The following is a 24675-nucleotide window of genomic DNA, read 5'->3' as shown; positions in this document are numbered from 1 at the left end:
TTTTCTTTTTCCGATAATGAGCTGCATTGATGCAGCGATTTTGCCGGTATCCGCTGTTACAGCGGGTACTGGCTTTTTTTGTTGCTCGAACGTATAGGAATTAGAAGGGGAGTACGAGGAGAAAGGTCCTGTAATGTCTAGCCAAAAAAATGCTCTTACTGGTGTAGTTAACATCAGCAAGAGCATGATTAGTAATACACTTAGTGCTTAACTGCAAGCGCAGTTCAGTACAGGTTTGCGAGCGGCGGTGGTTTCATCCAGACGAGTGACCGGTGTTCCGTAAGGTGCGTTGAGTACCAATTCTGGTGTCTCTTCCGCTTCTTTGGCAATCCGTATCATCGTATCAATGAAGCCATCCAGCGTTTCTTTACTTTCGGTTTCTGTCGGCTCGATCATGATGCATTCCTCCACGTTGAGCGGGAAGTACACCGTAGGCGGGTGATATCCAAAATCAAGCAATCGTTTGGCAACATCAAGTGTGCGCACACCGTATTGCTTCAAACCCCGACCAGACATGACAAATTCATGTTTACATACGCCTGGATACGGAATCTCGTAGTAAGGTGCGAGACGGGCCATCATATAATTAGCATTCAGTACCGCGCATTCAGAGACTCGGCGTAACCCTTCCGGTCCATAGGTGCGAATGTAGGCATAGGCACGTACCAGAATACCGAAGTTGCCGTAGTAGGCTTTCACCCGACCAATGGATTGATCGCCTTCACGATCGAATGCATACATACCGTCATCATTTTTGATAACCATGGGCTTAGGTAGGAACGGAACCAGGCGATTCTTCACACCAACTGGTCCGGAACCTGGTCCACCACCGCCATGAGGTGTACTCATCGTTTTGTGCAAGTTCAGATGCACCACGTCAAAGCCCATATCACCCGGACGGGTAATGCCCATAATGGCATTGGAGTTGGCTCCATCGTAGTACAACAAGCCACCAGCCTGATGTACGATGGATGCAATCTCCTGAATGTCTTTCTCGAACAAACCAAGTGTATTCGGGTTTGTCAGCATCAATGCTGCCGTATCCGAACCGACTGCTGCACGGAGTGCGTCCAGATCGACCAGTCCGTCTGCGCGGGATGGAATCGTCACAGTTTCAAATCCTGCAACGGTTGCACTTGCCGGGTTGGTACCATGCGAAGAATCGGGCACGATGACTTTGGTACGTTGTTCGCCACGACCTTCGTGGTAGGCACGAATCATCATAAGTCCAGTCCATTCTCCATGGGCACCAGCGGCTGGTTGCAAGGTCACAGCGTCCATACCTGTCAGACCTGCAAGGTCGTTTTGCAACGTATATAACAGTTCAAGTGCACCTTGAATGCTGGATTCATGCTGGTACGGATGGATTTTGGCAAAACCGTTGTAACGGGCAACATCCTCATTAATCTTTGGATTGTATTTCATCGTACAAGAGCCCAGTGGATAGAATCCGTTATCTACGCCGAAGTTGCGGCGGGACAGCGCGGTATAGTGTCGAATAACATCTACCTCAAACACTTCCGGCAGTGCTGCTGCTTCCGAACGGAGCATTTCCCGGGGAATCAACGTATCGGCAGCCTGACGAGGAACGTCACATTCTGGTAAGGAATAAGCGACACGCCCAGGACTGCTGAGTTCAAAAATCAATGATTGTTCCGGAGCAGGAGTTAAGGTCTGTGCACTAAATGTTGTATTCGTCTCAGGTTGAACCGAAGTGGAGACTGAGGTACCTGTTTCCGATTGTCCTTGTAACGATGTTGTCGTTGTCGTTTCTTGAGTCACAGCGATCCCTCCAATGCTCGTGCGAATTCGTCAATCTCTTCCTTAGTGCGCCGTTCGGTAACAGCAATCAGCATATGTCCGGCAAGCTCCGGGTAATCACGTCCGAGTTCGTAACCACCAATAAAGCCTGCATCCAGCAGTTTCAACTGAAGAGTATCCACGTTGGTTCCTTCAGGAAGCTTAATAACAAACTCATTAAATGTTGGTGCATTAAAAGTAAGGCTAACTCTAGGAATCGCAGTTAATGTATTGAGGGTGTAATGACTCTTTTGCAAATTCAGATCCGAGACATCGATCATACCCTGTTTACCCATGATGGACATATACACAGATGCGCTGAGTGCAAGCAAAGCCTGGTTGGAACAGATGTTGGATGTCGCCTTTTCGCGTCGGATGTGCTGTTCACGTGCTTGCAATGTCAGTACAAAACCACGCTTGCCATTGCGATCGGTTGTTTGGCCTACAATTCGGCCAGGAATTCGGCGCATATGAGGCTGGGATACGGCGAAATATCCGCATGTCGGGCCGCCGAGTGAAGCGGCGATGCCAAGGGGTTGCGCATCACCTACAACGATGTCGGCACCCAGCTTGCCTGGGGCTTCCAGCAGACCCAGCGATAGCGGGTTTGCACTTACAACAAGCAGGCCCTTGTGCGCATGCACGAGGTCGGCAGCCTGCTTCACATTTTCCACGGCACCAAAGAAGTTCGGACTCTGTATCATGACAGCAGCGGTATCGTCTGATATGGCGGTTTGCAGGGCATCCCAGTCAGTGACGCCATCCTTATAACCAATCTCAACAATCTCCAGACGGAGTCCGTGCGCATATGCCTGCAATACCTGACGGGCTTCCGGATGAACGGTACGGGATACGATGAGCTGTTTGCGACGAGTTGCCGCTGCGGCCAGATTACCGGCTTCCGCAAAAGCTGTTGCACCGTCATACATACTGGCATTGGCTACAGCCATACCGGTTAATTCACAGATGTAGGATTGAAATTCGAAAATGGCCTGTAGTTCACCTTGGCTGATCTCAGGCTGATAAGGTGTGTAGGCAGTGTAGAACTCGGAACGGGAAATGACATGATTGATGACGGAAGGAACATGATGATCGTATATGCCTGCGCCGAGGAAGCTGGCGTGTGTTTCGAAATTGGCGTTGGCGCCGGCTTGTTTGGACATGTGACGTGTCAGCGCATATTCATCGAGTTTGGAGGATACAGGTAGCTCGCCCTGATAACGAATCTCTTTTGGAATGTCCTGAAACAGATCTTCCAGCGTATCCACACCGATGGTTGCGAGCATGGCGCTCTGATCTTGTTCAGTCATGGGAATGTAACGGTGCTTGCTCATGCTTGATCAGCTCCTTGAGTAGGTGTCTTCGACGTACGTGTCCGTTTATGAAAAGGGGTCTTCACGACCTCGGCTTTTAGTTTCTTGCCGCGGATCTCAATCTCAAGCGGGGTTCCCAGCGCAGCGTATTTGCTGTCGATGAGGGCAAGCCCCAGATTACGCTTCAATGTAGGTGATTGCGTGCCTGTTGTCACTTCACCAATCTGTACGCCTTCGGCGTAAATCGGATAGTGGGGGCGGGGAATACCGCGCTCCAACACTTCGATGCCGACCAGTTTGCGGGCGGGCCCGTCAGTTTTTTGCTGTAACAAGGCTTCGTGTCCGATAAAAGGTCCGGCATTCAGCTTCACAAACATGCCAACGCCAGCTTCAAGCGGAGAGATAGTTGCCGACAATTCCTGTCCATACAGAGGGAGCTTTGCTTCAAAGCGCAGTGTATCCCGAGCACCGAGGCCTGTCGGTACAAGTCCGTGACCTTCACCGGCTTGCATTAATCCATTCCAGACCACAGCAGCCTGGTCCGCAGGAACATATAGTTCAAAGCCATCTTCACCGGTATATCCGGTACGGGACAACAGTAATTTTACTCCACATACTTCAGCATCCTGCACAAAACGAAACGGTTCAATCGAGCTTACATCCGTATCTGTAACTTTCCCGATAATATCTACAGCCAGTGGACCTTGCAAGGCGAGCAGCGCCGTTTGCTCCGAATCGTTGGTCATACTTACGCCGGGGATCAAGTGCTCTTGCAGCCACGCCCAATCCTTGTCGATGTTGGAGGCGTTAACCACAAGCATATAATGCTGATCTTCCAGCTTATACACGAGCAGATCATCCACCACACCGCCATCTGGATAACACATCAGGGTGTACTGGGCTTGACCGGGAACTAGCGTGGTCACGTCATTGGTCATCATTTGTTGCAAAAAAACTTCAGCCTGCTCACCCTGTACCGTGAATTCGCCCATATGGGATACATCGAACAGTCCCGCGCGCTCGCGTACCGCTTCATGTTCTTTCTGGATTCCGCTAAATTGTACCGGAAGCTCCCAGCCTCCAAAATCAATGCACCGTACGCCTTCATATTGCTGATATAGTGGGAAGAGTGGTGTTCTAAGCAAATCAGACATCAAATCACCTCGTCATGGGCCGTCAGCCGGCCGGATATACAATCGTGGATCAATGAACCAGAGTATTTTTAAATTTTCAGCTAGATATTTTCATCATATAAGTATGGTAAGGCAGCTATGGCAGCGCCATTCTACATCCTGTTTTTCGTTTTTTGGGAAAAAGGAAAAGGACAGGCCAAAGAATCGGCATGCCAAGTAGCACGCTGTATTCTAAGGCTCTGTCCCTTGTACCTGAGAGTTACCCCGCTACGTTGTGCAGCAGGTTTCCCCTTGGGTGATCATAACGCCCGCACAGGGCGAATAGATGCTCTCCAGAGTTGCGTCCCGTAAAAGTCCTTTTGCCTGAGAGATTCACCCCCGCTTATCGGTGGTTTACTCCTTCGGCGTTACCTCATGTACATCCCGAATCGGGTGTCACGGGTAATCTCTCCCTTTACATTCATCCGCGGGTATAACATAGTCCAATAAACACATTTACTCCTCTCATTAAAACGTGAATCCACTACTGATGTCAAGAACGATATCATTGATAATAATTTAAAACCGAATATTTAATTTATTTTTTATTTTATTGTTCGTGTATTTAAAAAGACTACGCTTACTATTCTAATATTCACCAGTATATGAAGAAAGAGTGTAATCCGGTTACAGGATTTAGAGGTGTTCAGCAAATAAATTGTGAGGTATCTTGACATTTGATTCATAAATATCATACGCTATGTTCTGGGAAAAAGGTTAAGGTCAAAGAACGCATGTACTCATTAATGAAAAGCGAGGCGGATATCGATGAGCGAATTGAAAAGTGATTTCCTGTACAGTGAAGAGCACGAATGGGTGCAAACCGTAGGGGAGGATACTGTACGTATTGGCATTACCGAGTTCGCGCAGCATCAGCTGGGTGACATTGTGTTTGTGGAATTGCCTGACCTTGAAACCAATGTAAAAGCAGAGGACAGCATTGGAACGATCGAATCGGTCAAAACGGTTTCGGACTTGTTCTCTCCCGTCACAGGTTCAATTATTGCAGTGAATGATTCGTTGCAGGACTTCCCTGAACTTGTGAACAGCTCTCCTTACGAGGAAGGCTGGATGATTGAGATCCGTGTTGAGGGAGATCTGACAGCAGCATTGTCTACATTGATGAATGCAGACGCGTATCGGAAACATACGGAAGAATAGTATCAACGAACTTGTACTTATTAACATATATTTTATAATTAAATGATATGAGCTTCATATTGTTTCGACCTGTGTGAGCCGGATGCTTGCACAGGTTTTTTGTGCTTTCCAAGAATGGTTTTGAATGTGGATTGAAGCAGATTGTGGATGTAAATCACCTGATTGGACCAAGCTATAGGTTGGAAAATGATTCTGGAAATGACAAAAGTCATAGGCAAGAAAATCCTTGTGTACCAATAGGTTCAGCCATTATGCATCCATTAAAACGATTACATAACCTAATGTTGTCATCATTGTTCATGACGAAAGTACGCTTTCATTTCATTGAACAGGAGAGCATTCTCGCTTAGGATTACAGCAGGGGAGAAATGATACCCCTTTCATAAATCATAATCACTTGATCCAAGGAGGATAATACAATGAGTAATTTGGACCAATCGTCCAATTCCAAAGGTGGGCTACGGGTTGGTGTTCAGCGTTTTGGCCGATTCCTGAGTGGTATGGTCATGCCAAATATGGGAGCGTTCATCGCCTGGGGATTAATTACGGCTCTGTTCATTCCAACAGGCTGGTTCCCTAACGAGACGCTTGCACAGCTAGTTGATCCGATGATCAAATATTTGCTGCCACTGTTAATTGGTTACACCGGAGGTACGATGGTGCATGGTCAGCGTGGTGGTGTCGTGGGTGCCATTATGACCATCGGGGTCATCGTGGGTAGTGATATCCCGATGTTCCTAGGTGCCATGATTGCCGGACCACTGGCAGCATGGATCATTAAAAAGTTCGATAAATCCATTGAAGGTAAAGTTAAAGCCGGATTTGAAATGCTGGTTAACAACTTCTCAGCTGGTATTATTGGCGGGATCTTGGGGATTTTTGCGCTACTGGGCATCGGGCCTGCTGTAGAAGCGATTAGCAAAGTATTATCTGCCGGTGTACAGGGCTTAATGAATCTTGGTTTGCTGCCGCTGGTCAACCTAATCATTGAACCAGGTAAAGTATTGTTCCTGAACAATGCAATCAACCACGGGATTCTTACACCAATTGCAACAGATCAAGCGAGAGAATTAGGGAAATCCGTATTATACATGCTTGAATCAAACCCGGGTCCGGGACTTGGTATCTTACTTGCTTACTGTTTCTTCGGACGCGGAATGGCCAAATCTTCTGCACCGGGTGCCGTAATCATTCATTTCTTCGGGGGCATTCATGAGATCTACTTCCCTTACATTCTGATGAGACCGATTCTGATTCTTGCCGCAATTGCGGGTGGCGTCGCAGGTACATTAACATTCATGCTCACCGGAGCAGGACTTGTTTCAGCACCATCACCGGGTAGTATTATCGCGTATTTCTTCTTAACACCAAAAGGTGGATACCTGCCGATGTTCGCAGGGGTGCTTGTAGCAGCCGTCGTTTCTTTCCTGGTTGCAGCAGTGTTGCTGAAAACGGGTAAACAAAAGGACGAAGATCTGGAGTCCGCATCCAGTCGGATGAAAGACATGAAGAGTCAAGGAACCGTGCCAAACGCTGGTATTACGGCTAATCAACGTGAAGCAGACAGAGCCGCAGATATGGCTTCTTCTACAGTCAAAACAGACGTGAAGAAAATTGTCTTCTCCTGTGATGCAGGCATGGGGTCAAGTGCCATGGGTGCTTCCATTCTACGCAAGAAGATGAAGGCAGAGGGGATTGACGTTACGGTGACCAATACGGCTATCAGTGATATCCCGCCGGATGCAGACGTGGTGATCACACAACAAGTATTGACCGATCGTGCCCGCTCCGTTGCACCGAATGCAGAACATATATCCATCGACAACTTCCTAAAAAGCCCGGAATACGATGCGCTCGTTGAACGTCTAAAGTAATTGCACGCATTTGTTTTCCCTGAGCCGGAGGCTGAGATATGAGTATTACCAAAAGACAACGTGAAATCGTGGAGTTCTTGCTAGAGCATCCACATGAAGTAACAGCCGGCGAAATCGCCGTTGAAGTAAAGGTCAGTACCCGAACGGTTCACCGGGAGCTGCAAATGATTGAACAATGGCTTGAACCTTTGGGTATGAAGCTGGAAAAAAAATCAGGAACCGGTATCCGAATCGATGCCGGTTCCGATGATCTGGCTGTATTGCGCCAGCAACTAGAGGGTAAAGAATATGTAGAGTTTACGCCAGAAGAGCGTAAGCTCTTCATGCTTTGCATCCTGCTGGATGAACCGGAGCCTGTAAAGTTACTCGCCTTGGCTTCGGATCTGAAAGTGACCGTATCCACCGTAACCACTGATCTGGACGATCTGGAGTCACGAATTCGTCAGGCGGGACTAAAGCTGGTTCGCAGACGAGGATATGGCGTCAAGATTAACGGAAGTGAGACGATTCATCGCACAGCCATAGCTGCACTTGCTCTGGAATTTCTGGATGAGTCCGACCTGTTCGGAAGACAGCCAGAACAGGGAGGCTCCATCGTAAACCAAAAATTGTTGGATATGATTGGACACGGTGATGTGCTTACGGTCGAAAATGCATTATGGCAACCAGACATCGAATGGCTGGAGAACATCCCGGAACGCCAATACATGAAGTTGCTGATTCAATTATCCGTAGCGGTTGTACGTATTCGTAAAGGCTCTGGCATTGGCCGTATACCTCCCCTGGAGAACAATGGAGATGAAGTCGCAGAGCAGGATGAGATGAAGGTTCCACCTTATATGGCTTCCCGCTTGTGTGGTGTGTTATCGACCCAGCTGGGGCTGACATTCTCCCAAGATGAGCAAGCTTATTTTCACAGACTATTAGTTGAGACAGAGCAGCGGATTCATTCTTCGCGGCTGTTGCCAATAGACGATTTGATTTTACTGGACAGGGTACATTCACTGATTGATCAGATGCAGGCGAGAACGCATTACGCCTTTCATGAGGATCGTTTGCTTCGTGAAGGTCTGCTTGGTCATATGCAACCTGTCATGGAGCGAATTGAAGGACAACAGATGATTCGTAACCCGCTACTGCAGCAGATTCGCAAGGATTATGATTCCCTCTTCGAAGAGGTCAAACAATCCGTGCATCAAGCTTGGCCAGGTACAGACGTTCCGGATGAAGAAATTGGTTTCCTGGTCATGCATTTTGGGGCTTCCATCGAGAGGTTACGTGCATTGAAACGGGAGATCAGGGCGATCATCGTGTGTACAAGCGGAATCGGCTCATCACGTATGCTCTCCAGCCGACTGTCCAAGGAGATTCCCGAGATTCGGATCATGGATAGCGTGTCCTGGTATGAAGCTGCCCGGATGCCTACAGATCAATATGATCTGGTGTTATCCACTGTTGATCTGCCGATGGATGAGCATCAGTATTACAAAGTGAGTCCACTGCTTACGGCAGAAGAGAGCGAACGTCTGCGTCATTTTATCCGAACAACAACATTACAACGACAGCATAATAAACCCCGTGAAGCCGAGGTTCAGACGACAAGTCGTTACTCGGACCCGGATGGAATGGAAGCTATTTTAGTTGAAATCGTCCGAATTATTGGCAAGTTTCAGGTGTATCCGTTGGATAACCAAGATATCGGTTTCTATAAAACCGTATATGCGATGTGCAACGTACTCCATGGATCTGGTGTGTTGAAGGAACCGGGGGAGATCGCAAAACGGTTGGAGGCACGTGAGGCAGTGGGGAGTCAGAAGATTCCCGGCACAAGACTTGCGCTGTTTCATACACGCAGTCAGGGGATCTACAGGCCGTCCATTAGCTTGTTTCAGCTCACTGAGCCACTCCTTCGTACGCCGGATGATCCGGCAGGAGTTACCCATGTCCTCTTGATGCTCGGTCCCAGAGAATTATCCAAGGAAAGCCTGGAGGTTCTCAGTGAGATCAGCGCACTGTTATTACAGGAGGAAATGATTACATTGCTGGAAAAGGGTATCAGGGATGAACTCATTCATTACCTGTCCCAGGAACTTGTTGGATTTTATCGCAGTAAAACCGAAATTGGAGGTCAACCATTATGAGTATGTTAACAACAGATAAAGTCATCATGAATGCGACGGCTCAGGACAAATACGAAGCGATTCGTATGGCAGGACAGATTCTAAAGGATGCGGGACATATTACCGCTGATTACATTGAGAAGATGATTGAACGTGAAGAGATTGTCTCGACCTATGTAGGGAACGGTCTGGCTATTCCGCACGGTACAAAGGAATCCAAAGCTTTCATTTTATCGACAGGTATCTCTGTCATTCAGTATCCACAGGGTGTTGATTTTGGCGAAGAAAAAGCCTATATGGTCATTGGTATCGCGGCTCAAGGCGGGGAACATATGGAGATCTTGACTAGCATCGCGGTGATCTGTGCTGAGGATGAGAATATGGAGGCCCTGCGTCTGGCGAAAACAGCCGAAGAAGTTATTGCTATTCTGGAAAGTGAAATGGAGCTATGAAGGCCCTACACTTTGGCGCAGGTAACATTGGACGCGGGTTTATCGGCTTGATTCTGTCCCGTGCGGGGTATGAGGTGGTCTTCTCAGACGTGAATCAGACCTTGGTAACAGCTCTCCAGCAACAGGGGCAGTATACGGTAGAACTGGCTAACGAGAGCAAGGATCAGGAGACTGTCACAGGCGTAAATGCAATCGATGGAACCCAGCTGGAGACGGTTGCCCAAACCGTGGTGGAAGCGGATCTGATTACAACCGCAGTGGGTGTAGGAGTACTAAAGCATATTGCACCAGGCATTGCGAAAGGACTTGAGAAAAGACTGAATTCAGGTCCTGCTCAAAACCCTCTTCACATTATCGCTTGCGAGAACGCCATTGGAGCCAGTACGCAATTGAAAGAGCATGTATATGCTCTGCTTAATGAAAAGGTACGTTCCCTTGCAGATCAGTTTGTCTATTTTCCAGACTCGGCCGTAGACCGGATTGTGCCTATTCAGCATCATGAAGACCCGTTGCATGTACAGGTGGAGCCTTTTTACGAGTGGGTGGTGGATCGTTCCCAGATGGCTCCTGCATTCAAACCGATTGAGGGCATTGTATATGTCGATGATCTGGAGCCGTATATCGAACGGAAGCTGTTCACTGTTAATACAGGACACTGCGTTGCTGCGTACATCGGTAATGTGCACGGTTATGACACGATTCAGAAGGCTATTGCTGATGAAAAGGTGAAATCCATTGTATACGGCGCTTTGCAGGAAACTGGAAAAGTTCTAGTGAAACGTTTTGCATTCAACCCGGAAGAACATGAGCAGTATATTGTCAAAATATTGGGACGGTTTGTCAACCCGTATCTTACCGATGAGGTTACTCGTGTTGGTCGTTCCCCGCTGCGCAAGTTATCTCCGAATGATCGTCTGGTTCGCCCGGCCCTTCAGGCATATGCGGATGGAAGCGAAACGACCTATCTGGCTATGGGCATGGCAGCAGCCTGCAAGTTCGATGTCTCCGATGATCCGGAAGCAGTTGAACTACAGGACATGATCCGCCAGAAGGGGATAACAGCTGCGCTCCACCATTATACGTCTATGGATGAGCATCATCCGGTGCTTGAACAGGCTGTTGCCCAGTATAACCAAATGTAAGAGCAATGGCTGTAAGCTAATAGTATAGATGAGACATAATGAAGAAGAGCCATACAGTTGTTAACTGTGTGGCTCTTCTTTTGGTTGGCTTTTATCGGCATAGTCATCCAAACAGCGTTGACATATGCACGATTTTCGGCGCTGCTCTGCCGGAATGCGGTCAAATACACCTTCGGGGAAAGTAGCCCGGTTACACCAGCATTCCGAATGAGGATGTCCTTCGGCATAGGAACAGCGATTAGCTTCCCCGCATAACGGGCAGACAAGAACATCGATATGGATGTACTCTTGATCGTCTTGTTCTGCAGACATACAGTTCTTCCCTCCCTGTGGAATAGCTACGAGCTGACGTTGAACATACTGGTCCCAGTATAACAGAAATACACCGGTCATTATGAATTTCACTGTGTATATATGACTTCCATTTCACCACATCTGTTTCTCCCATCGGCTATTCTTCAGGCGGTAATTCGATCTGTAGGCCTTCCACATGTTTGCGTCCCATCAATTTACGTTTCTTACGATTTTCCTTTGTTTCCAGCACAATGTCCAAATCATAATCTTCACCTGGATAAAGCTCATTGGCAGATATATGCAGGGTCAGGCGTTTCTTATGGATTTTGACTTTGCGTCCTCGCAGCATGACCCCGATATTTCCACGGCTATCCTCGACATCACAGACGATGCCCGACTGATTGAGATAGGCCGCATACACCCGATCCCCTTTGCGAAAAGTTTTGGCAGGAGCAGGAGAATCCGACTCTCTGGTTGTTGTCTTTTTGTGGAGACCGATTGAATCCTTTGACTGCTTCGGCTGATTCAGCTTGGATAACTCTGCTGGGCTGACTGATTCTGCAACGGAACGATCAGGCGTCAGGGCCGGAGTTTCCAAAGGAGGTGACGTGAACACGAATGTACGATCTCTTGAAATACTTTGATCTGACAGGGACTTGGATCGCTCGATAATTCGCTGTGGCATGCCTAGCTTCAATGCGATGGAATAGGCGTAACTTTCACCAGCTTCTCCGATACGCAATCGATACAGCGGCTGGAGAGAAACGGTGTCAAATTCCATACGGGCATTTTCGAATCCTGGTGTGGCAGCTGCAAAATGTTTGATTTCACCAAAATGTGTTGTCGCCACAACGGTTGCTCCGCGGCTGTGAAGTTCCTCCAGTATGGCGATGGACAGTCCAACACCTTCACCGGGATCTGTGCCGGAAGCCATCTCATCAATGAGCACCAGAGTCGACGTATTGGCCTGTTCCAGTATGCCAATCATATTGCGAATATGTGCAGAGAATGTACTGAGCGCTTGTTCCATACTCTGTCCGTCACCAATATCAACCGCTACCTCGTTATAAACGGCCATCTCGCCACCTTCTTCCACCGGAATAAGCAAACCGGATTGCATCATCAGGGTTAGCAAACCTAGCGTTTTGAGTGCGACCGTTTTACCCCCGGTATTCGGGCCAGTAATAATGAGCGACGAATACGTTCTGCCGATTGCAAAATCAAGTGGAACCATGGAAGAACCCATGAATGGATGACGTGCACGTTGAAGGCTGATGTGGCCTTGTTTATTGACTCGAACGGTACGCCCATCCATGGTGGCCGCATATTTGGCTTTGGCAAACAGGAAGTCCATTACACCTACCGTTTCGGTGTTCAGAGCGATTTCACGGTTATACGATTCGGCCAGAGAGGTTAAATCACCGAGAATTCTCATCTCCTCTCGGGACTCCTCCGCTTGTAGAGCGGCCAATTCCATCTGCAGACTTACTAATTCAACGGGTTCAATATACACGGTTTGCCCGCTCCCCGATTCATCCAGCACACTGCCTTTCACCTGTTTACGGAACTCTTTCTTAATGGGCAGCACCGTTCTTCCTCCCCGTTGGCTGATGACATATTCCTGCATAATGGAGCGATGTTTACTCACCAGAGAATCAAGTTTTCGTTTCATGCGTTCCGCATTCACCGTTATTTTTTTACGAATACGAATCAGTTCCTTGCTCGCCTGATCCTGAATGCGTCCACTATGGATGCAACGTTCGATCTCACTCAGCAAAGGTTCGATTAGAATCATGGATGCTGCATAACGACTGACGGTGGGAGCGGCCCCGGATTTGCCCTCCATGTATTTCATAAGTTGTGCACAGCTCCGCAGGAACTGAGCGAGATGACTGAAGTCGCGTTCACTGAATAGATAACCGGTGCCAAGCAGATCCATAATGGTTTCCATTCCGTCGAGTGAAGGGAGGGGGATACTGGCCCCGAAGCGAATCAATGCAGCAGCTTCTGCTGTTTCTTCCAGGCGAATCTCGATCAGGTGAGCATCTACCATCGGTTTTAGTTCTCTCGCATAACGTTTGCCCAGATAAGACAGGGCGCAGTCTGCAACATTTTTTTGAATTTGTGGATAGCCCAAACTGTTTAATGTGTTCTCATTCATGCGTAATCTCTCCTTGAATTTGAATTGGGATTTCAGTTGACGCGCTGAAACATATTCCTGGAAAACGCAAAAAGGGCGGAGAATGAACAAACGTCATTCTCCGCCCTAAACGTATGGGAAAGCAGAGTCCACTACAGGTCTATATTAAAAAATCCGCGCTGAACTCAGCGCGGAAATAGACCCGGACAATTACAATCCCGGAGGCGATTTATGATATCCGCTGTTCTTAACTAAGTACAGGGATCTGGCGCATCATGAAATACACGTATGCCATATGGGCACAAGCGCAATGAAAGGCCAAACTCCTGAATATGAAACTTGGTTAGTTAAGAACATTCACCGACATTAAAAATCTCTCCTTTGATTGAGGAATATGCAACCAATATAAACTGGAAATTGGTTTGAAGTCAACCTTTAGAATAAATGAGTGGACTTGAATAAGAATGGGTTTTAAAATAACAATAGTAAATTAATCCAATGAAAGCGATTTATTTTAATAAACATACGTATAAAGGAGGATGCTCTTCTTGCCGAAGTATTTACTGCGTTTGCTCTGTTTTACCCTGATCCTTGGAGCCCTTCCGGTCATTGTTATTGGTTCGGTCTCGTATACGATTGCATCACGTGACATTGAACAGAAAGTGCGTGAGAGCAATCTTCAGATATTACATCAGACCCAAATGAGGGTAGAACAAGTTCTGCGCAGCCTGCAATTATCCTCCATCCAGTATGTTAATTCGCCCTTGGTACTACAAGCGATGAAGAAACCACTAGACAGCAGCGAGTTTCAGGAGATTCGTGATCTGACCTCCGGTTTTAACAACTTGCAAGCGGTTACGAACATTGACCAAGCCTATCTGGTTAATCTGGATGAAGATTGGGTTGTTTCGATGCGTTCTTTTGGCAAATTGGATGATTTCAGCATTCGAGACCGAATTGGCTCCTACCTAAGTTATACCAACAGCCTGTTCTGGGTCACTCAGAATGCCAATTCAGCCAAAGAAAGTGTACCTGTGTCAGCAGGTATGGGTGAACTAACACCCGAACAGGCACCTGCTCTTATATCATCGGATAATGTGGTCAGTATGGTATTCAAAATCCCGATGATACCAACCAATGTGAAACCAAAGGGATTTCTTGTAATTGATATCGCCGATACGGAACTGAGTACATACTTGAGCCGAAATACGAATTCTGGAGATATGTACGTTCTGGATCGGGAGCAGAAGTATTTTCTGAACGATATGCAGCAAGGCGGGAAATATGACGGGCTGAATAAGGAAATTCAGGAAATGGTGCAAACGACGGGCCAGCCAGAGGGTTTCTTCAGTGCGGAGGTGGAAGGTAATCAAGTGGCAGTTAGTTATAGGCAATCTCCGCTCAATGGCTGGTTATACGTGTCCGTTGTATCTCTTGGACAGATCACGGCCCAGTCACAGAAAATTGCATTGGTTACCGGTATCGCTACACTGGTCATGTTATGTGTAACGGGATTGTTCGCCATATACGGCAGTCGGCGGATGTACTCACCGATCTCCAGACTGCTGCAATTTACAAAGGGTTTGGATTCCCCAGTTGCCCCGTCGGGACGCCGTCAAGATGAATTTATCTATATTGAGGAGCAATTGTCAACCTTGTTCAGTTCGGAGAAAACGATGCGTGAGCAGATGAAGGGGCAGCATGTGCACCTCCAGGAGTTTTTTATGACCAAACTGCTGACAGGTAAAATCTCGGAAGAAGATTTCAGATATCAGGGAGAATTGTACGATTTCCCGACAGGCTGGGCGAGTCTTGGTGTACTCATGCTCCAGATCGATACCTTGGAAGGGACCCGATATGAGGAACAGGATCGCGATCTGCTGCTGTTTGCTGTCAACAATATGGTAGGTGAGCTCCTTCCTTCGGCAGTTCGGTTCACCCCGGTCATGCTGGATGATGCTCAGGTCACCGTACTTGCCTCCGAACTGACGGATGAGGTGCAGCTGAAGGAATGGATGCATACCCAGGCAGACTGGATTCGTGAACGTGTCGTAACTTATCTTAATCTGCCCGTAAGTATCGGCATCAGTCGTTCCTACGCTTGTATCGGAGATACGCCAAGAGCGGTTCAGGAGAGCCGCGAGGCTCTGCAAGGTCGGGTCAGTCTGGGCAGCCGTATTATTTTGCATTACGAGGATATTCAGCCACGTGGTCAGATGGAGGCCGCGTTGTATACCCAGTTACGTATGATCGAGGATCAGCTCGCATCTGCGCTCAAGCAAGGAGATGAAGAGAAGACGGACACCTACTTTAAGCAATATTTGGGACTGCTTGCAGACAAAAAGCTTCATTTCAGTGAATACCCCGTCATTATGGTTCAGTTATTGTCTCGTGTATATCAGCTTGTGCAGGAGCAAGGCGGGGATGTAGCCGAAGTACTGGGTGAAAAAGCATCCATGTCACATTTGCTGAAGTTGTCCACATTGGACGAAATGACCAATTGGTTCCGCAAGCGGCTGTTCCTGCCCGTCATTCGTTTCTGGCGAGAGCAGGAAGAATCCCAATACATGAATATTGCGAGACGTATGATTCGTTTGATCGAGGAACGTTATGATCGTGAATTGTCGCTGGAAGCCTGTGCCGCTGAGCTTAATTTTCACCCTGTTTACCTAAGTCGGGTATTCAAGAAGGAAGCTGGAGTCAATTTTACGGAATATCTCGCAGAGTATCGTATGGAAAAAGCAAAGACATGGCTGCAAACAACAAATCTTAAAATATCGGAGATTGCCGAGAAATTAAACTATACCAACCCAACCGCATTTATCCGTACATTTCGCAAAATCACAGGAACCACCCCCGGCAAGTACCGGGAGCAGCAGCGATAAAACAAACCTGCTCTGCCCGCCATGGCAGGCAGGCTTTTTTATGTTTGGATGAAGGAAGAAGACCACTTTTCTCTATGAAGTTAAGACAGGAATATAGAGGTTGAAAGCAGTTCATTGCGCCTTTGAACTCTGTGATGTAAATGAGCTAAACCGTTGCTACATAAGGAAAAACAAAAGGCTAAAACGAGACGATAGCCAGTCATTCGTTTATCCTCCACAATGAAGACATGAATTCAGGAAGTGATATTTTGTAATCGTTTCCAATGTGGGGAGGAAGACAATATGAAAGCCGAAACGGCGGCTCGAACACGGCCCGCTACCCGCAGTGACAAAAACCTGCTGTGGAGGGACATTATCAAAAACCGGTGGCTGTATATCATGTTAATACCGGGTGTGCTTTACTTTGTTATTTTCAAATACATACCCATGTATGGCATCACGATGGCTTTTCAGGATTACACGCCTTACAAGGGCATCTTGGGAAGTGACTGGGTAGGGTTCAAACATTTCCAGCGTTTCTTCGGAGAACCGCAGTTCTGGACATTATTTCGAAATACGTTTTTGCTTGCCATTTATAACATCGTGTTCTTTTTCCCACTGCCGATTGTACTGGCACTGATGATGAATGAAGTTCGCCGTGAACGATTCAAACGATTTGTACAAACTCTTGTTTACGTTCCACACTTTGTTTCCTGGGTTGTTGTTGTCGGTGTGTTCTACATGCTGTTCACAACCGAGGGTGGTGCGATTAATGAATTGCTCTATAACCTGACTGGACAAAAAGTGGCGTTCCTGCTTGAACCCGGTTGGTTCCGAACGATGATTGTTGGACAATCCATCTGGAAAGAAGTTGGTTGGGGCACAATTATCTTCCTGGCTGCGCTTTCCGGTGTTGATACACAGCTCTATGAAGCTGCACGGATTGATGGTGCCAATCGGTGGCGCCAAACCTGGCACATTACGTTGCCGGCCATTCGCAGTACCATCGTCATTTTGCTCATTCTGCGTCTGGGAAATTTCCTGGATACAGGTTTTGAACAGATCTTCCTGATGCTAACTCCGACAAACCGGGATGTGGGCGAGGTATTTGATACCTACGTGTACACGAAGGGTCTTACCCAGGCACAGTACAGTTATAGTGCTGCTGTCGGGTTGTTCAAATCGGTTGTCGGGCTGGCGCTTGTTCTTGGTGCCAATACGCTGGCCAAAAAATTCGGGGAGGAAGGCGTGTACTAACCCTCGGGAGTAGACGTTCTTCACCAGACAGGAGTGAACATTAAAATGCAACAGGATAAAACGTGGGGCAACCGGATCTTTGATTTTCTCAATCACGGCTTGCTGCTGTTGATTGGAATTGTGACGGTCATTCCGTTCATGTATATTTTGGCCGTTTCGTTTACCAGTCCGCATGAAGTGGCTAAGGGAGGATTCATTCTTTTTCCAAAAGAGTTCTCTCTGGCCGCGTACCGTTACATTTTCTCTACAGATACTTTGATTCGCAGTCTGGGTGTATCGGTCTATATTACCGTGATCGGTACCTTCATTAACCTGCTGTTTACATCACTTATGGCGTATCCGCTCTCCAGAAGATATTTGCGTGGACGCCAGCCCATATTGCTCGGTGTATTGTTCACGATGCTCTTCAGTGGCGGGATGATTCCAACATACTTTGTCGTGAAATCCTTGCACCTGACGGATACGTTATGGTCACTGATGCTGCCAACCGCTATTAGTGCATTTAACTTGATCGTACTGAAAAACTTCTTCCAGGCCATTCCCGACGAGCTGGAGGATGCAGCCAAAATTGATGGATGTAACGATGTCAGCGTATTGTTCCGGATTGTACTGCCATTGTCCATGCCAGCCATGGCGACATTTTCACTCTTTTACGCGGTGGCCCACTGGAACAGTTTCTTCAGCGCTGTTATCTATATCAATGATAGTGAGAAGTGGCCTGTCCAAGTCTGGCTACGTGAGATTGTTATTCTGGCACAGAGCCGAATCGGAGACACAAGTATCGAAGAGACCGAGATCCAGCCGCTTACCATTCGCATGGCCGTTATCGTGTTCTCCACAATCCCGATTATGCTGGTATACCCATTCCTGCAAAAGCACTTTGCAAAAGGAGTGATGCTGGGTTCGGTGAAAGGTTGAGTCGGCACATGGTTCAAAGTCAGTTCACTATGACTGCATAAAAAAAGGGAGGTTTTCATGTTATGAAAGCAACAAAAAAGAAAGCCGTAGCTGTCTTGAGCACACTGGCACTGGTGACAGGTTTGCTGGCAGGATGCGGATCAGACGAGGGTCAGGCTGCCGAGGGCGGCGTACAAAATGTGTCCATAGCCATTGCACAGGTGGGTGATGTGCCAAGCAAAGGCAATGAAGTTCAGCAAAAGATTGAAGCGTATACCAATACCAAATTGGATATCCAGTGGATTCCGGCTTCGGCCTACAATGACAAAATCAACGTGATGATCGCTTCAAGCGATATGCCAAAAATTGTGAAGGTGCAATATAACCCAACGGTGACCAGCGCGATGCGTAATGACGTATTCTGGGAGGTTGGCCCATTGCTGAAAGACTACAAAAATCTGTCGGCACAGAACGAGCGTTTTTTTGACAACATCAAGGTAGAGGGAAAAATCTACGGGGTTCCTGTATTCTCCGATATTGCGCGGGCTACAGTGATCTATCGCAAGGATTGGTTCGAGAAGCTGAATCTCAAGGTGCCGGCCACACCGGATGAATGGTATGAAACGATTAAAACACTGGCAACCTCCGATCCGGATGGAGATGGTCAGGATAATACGTTTGGACTAATGCTTTTTAAAAAATATAATGAGGATCAATACTCCTTCACGACGCGCCTTGGCGTAAGTTTTGGTGCACCTAATAAGTGGAAAGTCGAGGATGATGGCAGCTTCACGCCGGAATTCATGACACCGGAATATATGCAGGTGCTGGATCTGCTGAAACGTTTGTACGATGAGAAACTGCTAAATCAAGATTTTGCCGTATTCGACTCTACGGAAGCGGAGAAAAAGTATGATTCCGGTGTTGTTGGTATCCGTGTTGGTGTTGCGCAGAACGGAAAAAGTCAGCAAGAGCGTCTGTCCAAAAACAATCCGGATGGTGTGGTAGACATCGCTGGTTTGCTTGGCGCGAACGGAGATCGTGTTGCAGGACAGACGGGTAACTCCGGGATTCTGGCATTCCCTAAATCAACGGTGAAATCGGAAGAAGAACTCAAAAACCTGCTCTCCTTCCTGGATAAACTGATGGACCCTGAGATGGCGACCCTGTTGATGCGTGGTATGGAAGACAAACATTACACCAAAGTGGGCGAAGATCAGGTGGAGATGAGTGACTTCGATGCATTCCAGCGTGAAGTGAAGCCTTACCGTGACAACCTTCCTTATGTCGAAGGGTATAACGTACCGAAATTGAAGGATACCGAACTGGGTGAAAAAGGTACTGCACTTGCCAAGGAACTGGCGGAGCACGCTGTGCCAAACCCTGCGCTGACGTTATATTCTCCAACGTATGGTGACCGTGGGGCAGACCTGGATCAGGTGATTGCCGATGCACAAACCAAATACATTATGGGCAAGATCGATCAAAGTGGCTGGGAGAAGGAAATCGAGAATTGGGGCAATGCGGGTGGAAACAAGATTCGTGAGGAATATGCCGAAGATTATAAAAAACAGGCTCAATAAGGAGCCGGAAGCGGAGGCTTGATTATGAAGGAAACAATGCAATTCACATCCGTGCGCATGGCACAGCAGTTCATGGAAAGTTATCGCAACCATGGGCTGTACGCCACTTGGCATTATGAGAACGGCTGCTTACTGAAAGCGCTGGAGGAGCTGTATACGCACACGGGGGAGCAAAAGTATTTTGACTACATCCGTGAGCTGATGGATCATTTTGTTCAGGAAGATGGCTCTATTCGCTCCTATACGATCGAGGAATATAATCTGGATCAGATCAATCAGGGGAAATCACTGTTCCTGCTGCATGAGAAAACGGGAGAAGAGAAGTATCGCAAAGCTGCGGAGTTGCTTATGACTCAGCTTAAGGGACAGCCACATACGAGTGAAGGGGGATTCTGGCATAAAAAGATTTACCCTTTCCAGATGTGGCTGGATGGATTGTATATGGCTACTCCGTATCTGACCCAGTATGGGGCAGTGACGGGGGAAGAGAAGTGGTTTGACAAGGCGGCTCTGCAGCTCTTGCTGGTGGAGCAACGTACACGTGATCCGCGTAGTGGTCTCTTGTACCATGCCTGGGACGAGAGCAAAGAGCAGCGCTGGAGTTCGGGTGAGACGGGATGTTCACCACATGTCTGGAGTCGGGCGATGGGCTGGTATGTGATGGCGGTTGTGGATACCTTGGATTATCTGCCGGTAGATCATCCGCAACGCGGGCAGATTGTGGGTATCTTCGAACGGGTAGCAAACGCACTAGTGCATGTGCAGGATCAGCAGACCGGACTATGGCCACATTTGTTGGATCAACCGGGACGTGAGCGGAACTATCTGGAGGCTTCCGGGACCTCAATGTTTGTCTATGCATTGGCCAAAGGTATGCGTAAAGGATATCTGAGTGGCAAGTTCAAAGCGGTTGCGGAAAAAGGGTATCAGGGTCTGCTACAGCATCTGCTGCAAACGGACCGTGAAGGCGTACTGTCCTTGACGCAGTGTAACGGCGGAGCCGGTCTTGGAGGAAGCCCGTATCGTGACGGGTCCTATGAGTATTATGTGACCGAGTCCATTCGGATTAATGATCCGAAGTCGGTCGCTCCGTTCATTTTGGCGGGAGTGGAGATTGAACTTTACAAGTCCAACTAACATGTACATGAGAACGGAGAGGGCAGAAATAATCTGAGGAAGCGAAGCGTTCGCCTAAAAGCTTTCTGAAAGAAAGCTGCATCGGAAGCATAGGCTTATCCCCGGATTTTCCCCTTTTTAAAAGGGAATCAAAAAATCTGGGGATAACAGCGATCTGAAGGTTGTTCTGTCATCGGAGTGGTCTATGTACATAACCTTATCCAAAAGGAGAGATGGTTCATGAGTCCAAAAGGTCCAATGTCCCGTTTAGGCGGAATCGTTGTAATTGGTGCAATGTCCGCTGGATTGCTTGCAGGTTGCGGGGGAGAAAAAGCACCTGCTGCAGGGGAAGGTAAACTTCCCATTTCCATCTCTTTAATGCAGGTAGGAGATATACCGGCCAAGGAGAACGGGATTGAAAAGAAGATTGAGGAATATACAAATACGGATGTCAATGTACAGTGGATTCCGCAGTCTGCTTTTGATGATAAGGTGAATGTTATGGTTGCTTCAGGCGAGATGCCGACCATTATGCGTGTGAATTATGTACCGACCACATTTAATGCCGCCAAAACGGGACTGTTCTGGGAACTGGGGGCTTACTTGAAGGATTATAAGAACCTGTCTGCCCAATCCGAAGCTTATTTTAACAATATCAAAATTGAAGGCAAGGTCTACGGTATTCCGAACTTCCGGGATATTGGACGGACTGCGATCGTATATCGCAAGGACTGGTTTGATACATTGAAGCTGGATATACCAAAAACGCTGGATGACTGGTATGAAGTGATACGCTCTATTCGTAAGGATGACCCTGACGGGAATGGTAAGGAAGATACGTACGGTGCACTGCTCTTCAAAAAGTATAATGAGGGTGTCTCTTCTCCACTGACGCGGATCGCTGTAAGTATTGGCGGTGTCAACAAATGGGGTGTGGATGATGCTGGGAAACTGACCCCGGAGTTCTTGACCTCGGAATACGTGGATACGATGAAACTCTTCAAGCGACTGTTCAGCGAGGGACTGATTAATAGTGATTTCCCTGCCTTGGACCCTTCTGATGCGGACAAAAAAATGGATTCAGGCCTGGTTGGCATGAAGCTGAATGGTGTGGCTCAGAACGGAAAGTCTTCTCAGCAGCGGCTTACACCTAACGCTCCGGATGGAGAAATTGATGTGGCTCCGTTCCAGGGAACCGATGGTATTCGCATCGCCGGTGAGCCAGGGAACTACGGAATGCTGGTTATACCGAAGGCATCCGTTACGGACGAAGAGCAATTGAAGCAGGTTCTTACGTTCCTGGATCAGTTGATGGATGAGGAATTAAGCACGTTGCAGCTCCGTGGATTGCTCGATGTGCACTACAGCAAGACTGCTGATGGGAAAACCGAACTCAAAGATTTTGACGCTTATCAGCGTGAAGTGAAGCCATATCGAGATAATTTGTTAAGCATTGAAGGATATAACGTACCTGAACTGGTTGATGTTCCCATTGGTATGAAAGGTACAAAGATGGCGCGTGAGAATGAGCAATACGCCATCGCCAATCCGGCACTCACCTTGTCTTCGGCAATCTATACTGAGCGTGGTCAGGAGCTGGATCAGATGATCTGGGATGCGCAGACCAAGTACATTATGGGTAAAATCGATGATGCAGGTTGGGAGCAGGAAATCGCAAGCTGGAGAAAAGCCGGTGGTGATCAATTGATCACGGAATTGGAAGCATCCTACAAAGAATTAAACGGAAAATAAAGCTGGGGGAAATAAAAAAGGTTGATCAAATGGAATGATATGGTTTATTCTATGAGTGAGTTCATTTTTCAATATCATAAGAAAGACCACACCCTTAAAGCATAAGGCTATGAATCTGCGGATTCATGGCCTTTTTTTGTGTTTTTAGGCGAATGAAGTGGGTCTATGGAAGGAGGGGTGCACGCCTTGAAGTGATGGGGATGGACGAAAAATAATACCAATAGCCTAGTACAACATGGTAGAATATTGATTATTATGGCAAATTTAGGTTTTGTTTATGAAGAGAATTGACTAGGTTGACCAAGTAAAGCATCCCCATACTAAGGTACATAGGAGCGTGAGTAGATTGAAGAAGCTGATTAATGGACACGAGAAGAAGAAAAAACGGAACGGTTGGATTGTCGGGTTGTTAGCGACAGCTGTATTGGCAGGAACACTATTGCCCGTTGGACCCGTACATTTGACGTCAAAAGCGAATGCCGCATCGGGAACAAGTGACACTGCCCTTAGCAAGTTTAAGGATATCAAGGGCCACTGGGCTCAAGCGACAATTGCCAAAGCGTATGAAAAAAATCTGATCTCAGGTTACCAGGACGGAACGTTTCGTCCTAATGGCAAAATCACGCGTGGGGAATATGCGACCATACTTGCCCGTGCGACTGGACTGGAGAAGGTAGAGGGACAGAATCCCTTTGCTGATCTCAAGGGACATTGGTCTGAAGCGGCGGTTAGCCAACTTGTTGGACAAGGATTCATTAACGCTGGCGATTATGCCAAAGGGTTCAATCCAAATGCGGAGCTAACGCGTTACGAGATGATGAAATGGATTGCAAATGGACTGATCAAGTCCGGAGCCAGCTTCCAGGATGCTTTTAACGATACAAAAAATACGCTGCTCCCCACACCGGAAGTGAACCGCGGCACGATTCGTGCCGAGCAGATTCCGTATCTTGCTCTCGTTCGTGGGACAGGCATTGTAGGTGGGTTTCAGGATGGCACATTGAAACCTGCAGATTCCACCACTCGTGCAGAAGTATCGGCCATTTTACTGCGTTATATGGACGTAGAGGGCACGGATGCCGGGAAGTACAGTGACCTGAATGAGATGAGAGAGGTCGGTACGACGGGGACGAATTTAACGACCATTAGTAATTATAGGTATAGTAATAACTCCGCTAAAGTAAGTGATTTAGCAAGAGAAGAAATTAAATTATCCAATAATTCCGGTGTAGTTACACTGCATAGATATATTGTTGTAGATGTTACTCAAGGTAAAGCAAAAGGTATCTATGCACCATTATTTATTGGTCCAGAAACTCATCTTTTCAAAGGTAATTATATGGCTTTTGCAGATATATCTTTTACATCCAAAATTGAGAGATCTGATCCAATTACTTTTAATGGAGGGTTATATAGTGGTTTTTTACAATTTAATCGTTTGGATCTTAAGCAAGCATTCAAGAATGGCCTAGTGACTATCCCTGAGAGATCGAGTGATTTGATTAAGAAAGATATAAAGAAGAGATTTTGGGTGACAGCTGTTTTAGAAGGTAAGAATGGAGCATATTCCTTTAATCAAAAAAGTGGAAATATACTTAAAATTCAGAATATGTAAGTCAAACTTAATGGTGGTGGAATATTTTTGTGTGCTCATGTTGAGAAGAAATCCTTAATTTTTATCTCAATTTTTCTTATTACTATACTATGTTTGAATTTAACATCCTCAATAGAAGCTGCA

17 protein-coding genes and 2 riboswitches are annotated in these 24675 nt (G+C 47.2%); of the genes, 12 read left to right on the top strand and 5 right to left on the bottom strand.

Annotated elements, in window-relative coordinates:
• Positions 1 to 207 precede the first annotated feature (207 nt).
• The 3 genes from gcvPB to gcvT all read right to left on the bottom strand — a co-directional run bounded on the left by gcvPB (position 208) and on the right by gcvT (position 4267).
• Positions 208 to 1647, bottom strand: coding sequence for an aminomethyl-transferring glycine dehydrogenase subunit GcvPB (gene gcvPB / locus C161_RS28455; protein WP_036617511.1), 1440 nt, complete (start codon positions 1645 to 1647; stop codon positions 208 to 210).
• Between the two features lie 131 nt (positions 1648 to 1778).
• Positions 1779 to 3134, bottom strand: coding sequence for an aminomethyl-transferring glycine dehydrogenase subunit GcvPA (gene gcvPA, locus C161_RS28450; RefSeq protein ID WP_036617016.1), 1356 nt, complete (start codon positions 3132 to 3134; stop codon positions 1779 to 1781).
• Positions 3131 to 4267: a glycine cleavage system aminomethyltransferase GcvT gene (gene gcvT, locus C161_RS28445; protein WP_036617019.1), complete on the bottom strand. Its 1137-nt coding sequence runs from the start codon at positions 4265 to 4267 to the stop codon at positions 3131 to 3133. Before gcvT ends, gcvPA begins: the two co-directional genes overlap by 4 nt.
• Positions 4268 to 4483: 216 nt before the next feature.
• Positions 4484 to 4584, bottom strand: a riboswitch (glycine riboswitch).
• 3 nt (positions 4585 to 4587) lie between these two features.
• Positions 4588 to 4710: riboswitch (glycine riboswitch) on the bottom strand.
• A 343-nt stretch (positions 4711 to 5053) separates the two neighbouring features.
• On the opposite strand from gcvT, the gene gcvH reads away from it, so the two are divergent.
• The 5 genes from gcvH to C161_RS28420 all read left to right on the top strand — a co-directional run bounded on the left by gcvH (position 5054) and on the right by C161_RS28420 (position 11034).
• Positions 5054 to 5446, top strand: a complete 393-nt coding sequence (gcvH, locus tag C161_RS28440) for a glycine cleavage system protein GcvH (RefSeq protein WP_036617023.1) — start codon at positions 5054 to 5056, stop codon at positions 5444 to 5446.
• 419 nt (positions 5447 to 5865) lie between these two features.
• A complete protein-coding gene (locus tag C161_RS28435; protein ID WP_036617026.1) occupies positions 5866 to 7320 on the top strand; it encodes a PTS mannitol transporter subunit IICB in 1455 nt (484 codons plus the stop codon).
• A gap of 38 nt (positions 7321 to 7358) precedes the next feature.
• On the top strand, positions 7359 to 9461 hold the full coding sequence (locus tag C161_RS28430; protein WP_036674504.1) for a BglG family transcription antiterminator: 2103 nt from the start codon (positions 7359 to 7361) through the stop codon (positions 9459 to 9461).
• The gene (locus tag C161_RS28425; RefSeq protein WP_017686856.1) at positions 9458 to 9892 is read left to right on the top strand and encodes a PTS sugar transporter subunit IIA; all 435 of its coding nucleotides are present in this window, start codon (positions 9458 to 9460) and stop codon (positions 9890 to 9892) included. The genes C161_RS28430 and C161_RS28425 overlap by 4 nt, the downstream gene beginning before the upstream one ends.
• Positions 9889 to 11034 carry a mannitol-1-phosphate 5-dehydrogenase gene (locus tag C161_RS28420; protein WP_036674502.1) on the top strand — a complete coding sequence of 382 codons (1146 nt, stop codon included), beginning with the start codon at positions 9889 to 9891 and terminating at the stop codon, positions 11032 to 11034. Before C161_RS28425 ends, C161_RS28420 begins: the two co-directional genes overlap by 4 nt.
• Before the next feature lie 60 nt (positions 11035 to 11094).
• Here C161_RS28420 and C161_RS28415 read toward each other — a convergent pair whose 3' ends face one another.
• On the bottom strand, positions 11095 to 11439 hold the full coding sequence (locus C161_RS28415; RefSeq protein ID WP_156946184.1) for a cysteine-rich CWC family protein: 345 nt from the start codon (positions 11437 to 11439) through the stop codon (positions 11095 to 11097).
• Positions 11440 to 11485: 46 nt separating this feature from the next.
• A complete protein-coding gene (locus tag C161_RS28410; RefSeq protein ID WP_036674500.1) occupies positions 11486 to 13489 on the bottom strand; it encodes an endonuclease MutS2 in 2004 nt (667 codons plus the stop codon).
• Between the two features lie 527 nt (positions 13490 to 14016).
• Between C161_RS28410 and C161_RS28405 the strand changes: the two genes are divergently transcribed.
• From C161_RS28405 to C161_RS28375, 7 genes are all read left to right on the top strand, one after another.
• On the top strand, positions 14017 to 16353 hold the full coding sequence (locus C161_RS28405) for an AraC family transcriptional regulator (RefSeq protein ID WP_162163218.1): 2337 nt from the start codon (positions 14017 to 14019) through the stop codon (positions 16351 to 16353).
• A 282-nt stretch (positions 16354 to 16635) separates the two neighbouring features.
• Positions 16636 to 17589: an ABC transporter permease gene (locus C161_RS28400; protein WP_017686861.1), complete on the top strand. Its 954-nt coding sequence runs from the start codon at positions 16636 to 16638 to the stop codon at positions 17587 to 17589.
• A 45-nt stretch (positions 17590 to 17634) separates the two neighbouring features.
• Positions 17635 to 18507, top strand: coding sequence for a carbohydrate ABC transporter permease (locus C161_RS28395; RefSeq protein ID WP_017686862.1), 873 nt, complete (start codon positions 17635 to 17637; stop codon positions 18505 to 18507).
• A gap of 62 nt (positions 18508 to 18569) precedes the next feature.
• Positions 18570 to 20069: an extracellular solute-binding protein gene (locus C161_RS28390; protein WP_036674498.1), complete on the top strand. Its 1500-nt coding sequence runs from the start codon at positions 18570 to 18572 to the stop codon at positions 20067 to 20069.
• Positions 20070 to 20093: 24 nt separating this feature from the next.
• Positions 20094 to 21206, top strand: a complete 1113-nt coding sequence (locus C161_RS28385; protein ID WP_036674497.1) for a glycoside hydrolase family 88/105 protein — start codon at positions 20094 to 20096, stop codon at positions 21204 to 21206.
• A gap of 219 nt (positions 21207 to 21425) precedes the next feature.
• Complete coding sequence (locus tag C161_RS28380; RefSeq protein ID WP_051450014.1) at positions 21426 to 22937, top strand: extracellular solute-binding protein; 1512 nt, start codon at positions 21426 to 21428, stop codon at positions 22935 to 22937.
• A gap of 337 nt (positions 22938 to 23274) precedes the next feature.
• Entirely contained in the window at positions 23275 to 24552 is a 1278-nt protein-coding gene (locus C161_RS28375; RefSeq protein WP_442789440.1) for an S-layer homology domain-containing protein, read from the top strand.
• The last annotated feature ends 123 nt before the right edge of the window (positions 24553 to 24675 follow it).

Origin of the sequence: Paenibacillus sp. FSL R5-192 (assembly GCF_000517845.1) — a bacterium.
In the GTDB taxonomy this organism is placed as follows: domain Bacteria; phylum Bacillota; class Bacilli; order Paenibacillales; family Paenibacillaceae; genus Paenibacillus; species Paenibacillus amylolyticus.
This window is presented reverse-complemented; position numbering and strand designations above follow the sequence as displayed.

What these genes read in the sequence shown, in the direction of transcription:
- C161_RS28425 (WP_017686856.1), top strand. Translation starts at nt 9,458, where the DNA reads ATGAGTATGTTAACAACAGATAAAGTCATCATGAATGCGACGGCTCAG.
- gcvH (WP_036617023.1), top strand. Translation starts at nt 5,054, where the DNA reads ATGAGCGAATTGAAAAGTGATTTCCTGTACAGTGAAGAGCACGAATGG.
- C161_RS28420 (WP_036674502.1), top strand. Translation starts at nt 9,889, where the DNA reads ATGAAGGCCCTACACTTTGGCGCAGGTAACATTGGACGCGGGTTTATC.
- C161_RS28380 (WP_051450014.1), top strand. Translation starts at nt 21,426, where the DNA reads ATGAGTCCAAAAGGTCCAATGTCCCGTTTAGGCGGAATCGTTGTAATT.
- C161_RS28395 (WP_017686862.1), top strand. Translation starts at nt 17,635, where the DNA reads ATGCAACAGGATAAAACGTGGGGCAACCGGATCTTTGATTTTCTCAAT.
- C161_RS28390 (WP_036674498.1), top strand. Translation starts at nt 18,570, where the DNA reads ATGAAAGCAACAAAAAAGAAAGCCGTAGCTGTCTTGAGCACACTGGCA.
- gcvPA (WP_036617016.1), bottom strand. Translation starts at nt 3,134, where the DNA reads ATGAGCAAGCACCGTTACATTCCCATGACTGAACAAGATCAGAGCGCC.
- C161_RS28430 (WP_036674504.1), top strand. Translation starts at nt 7,359, where the DNA reads ATGAGTATTACCAAAAGACAACGTGAAATCGTGGAGTTCTTGCTAGAG.
- gcvT (WP_036617019.1), bottom strand. Translation starts at nt 4,267, where the DNA reads ATGTCTGATTTGCTTAGAACACCACTCTTCCCACTATATCAGCAATAT.
- C161_RS28410 (WP_036674500.1), bottom strand. Translation starts at nt 13,489, where the DNA reads ATGAATGAGAACACATTAAACAGTTTGGGCTATCCACAAATTCAAAAA.
- C161_RS28385 (WP_036674497.1), top strand. Translation starts at nt 20,094, where the DNA reads ATGAAGGAAACAATGCAATTCACATCCGTGCGCATGGCACAGCAGTTC.
- C161_RS28435 (WP_036617026.1), top strand. Translation starts at nt 5,866, where the DNA reads ATGAGTAATTTGGACCAATCGTCCAATTCCAAAGGTGGGCTACGGGTT.
- C161_RS28400 (WP_017686861.1), top strand. Translation starts at nt 16,636, where the DNA reads ATGAAAGCCGAAACGGCGGCTCGAACACGGCCCGCTACCCGCAGTGAC.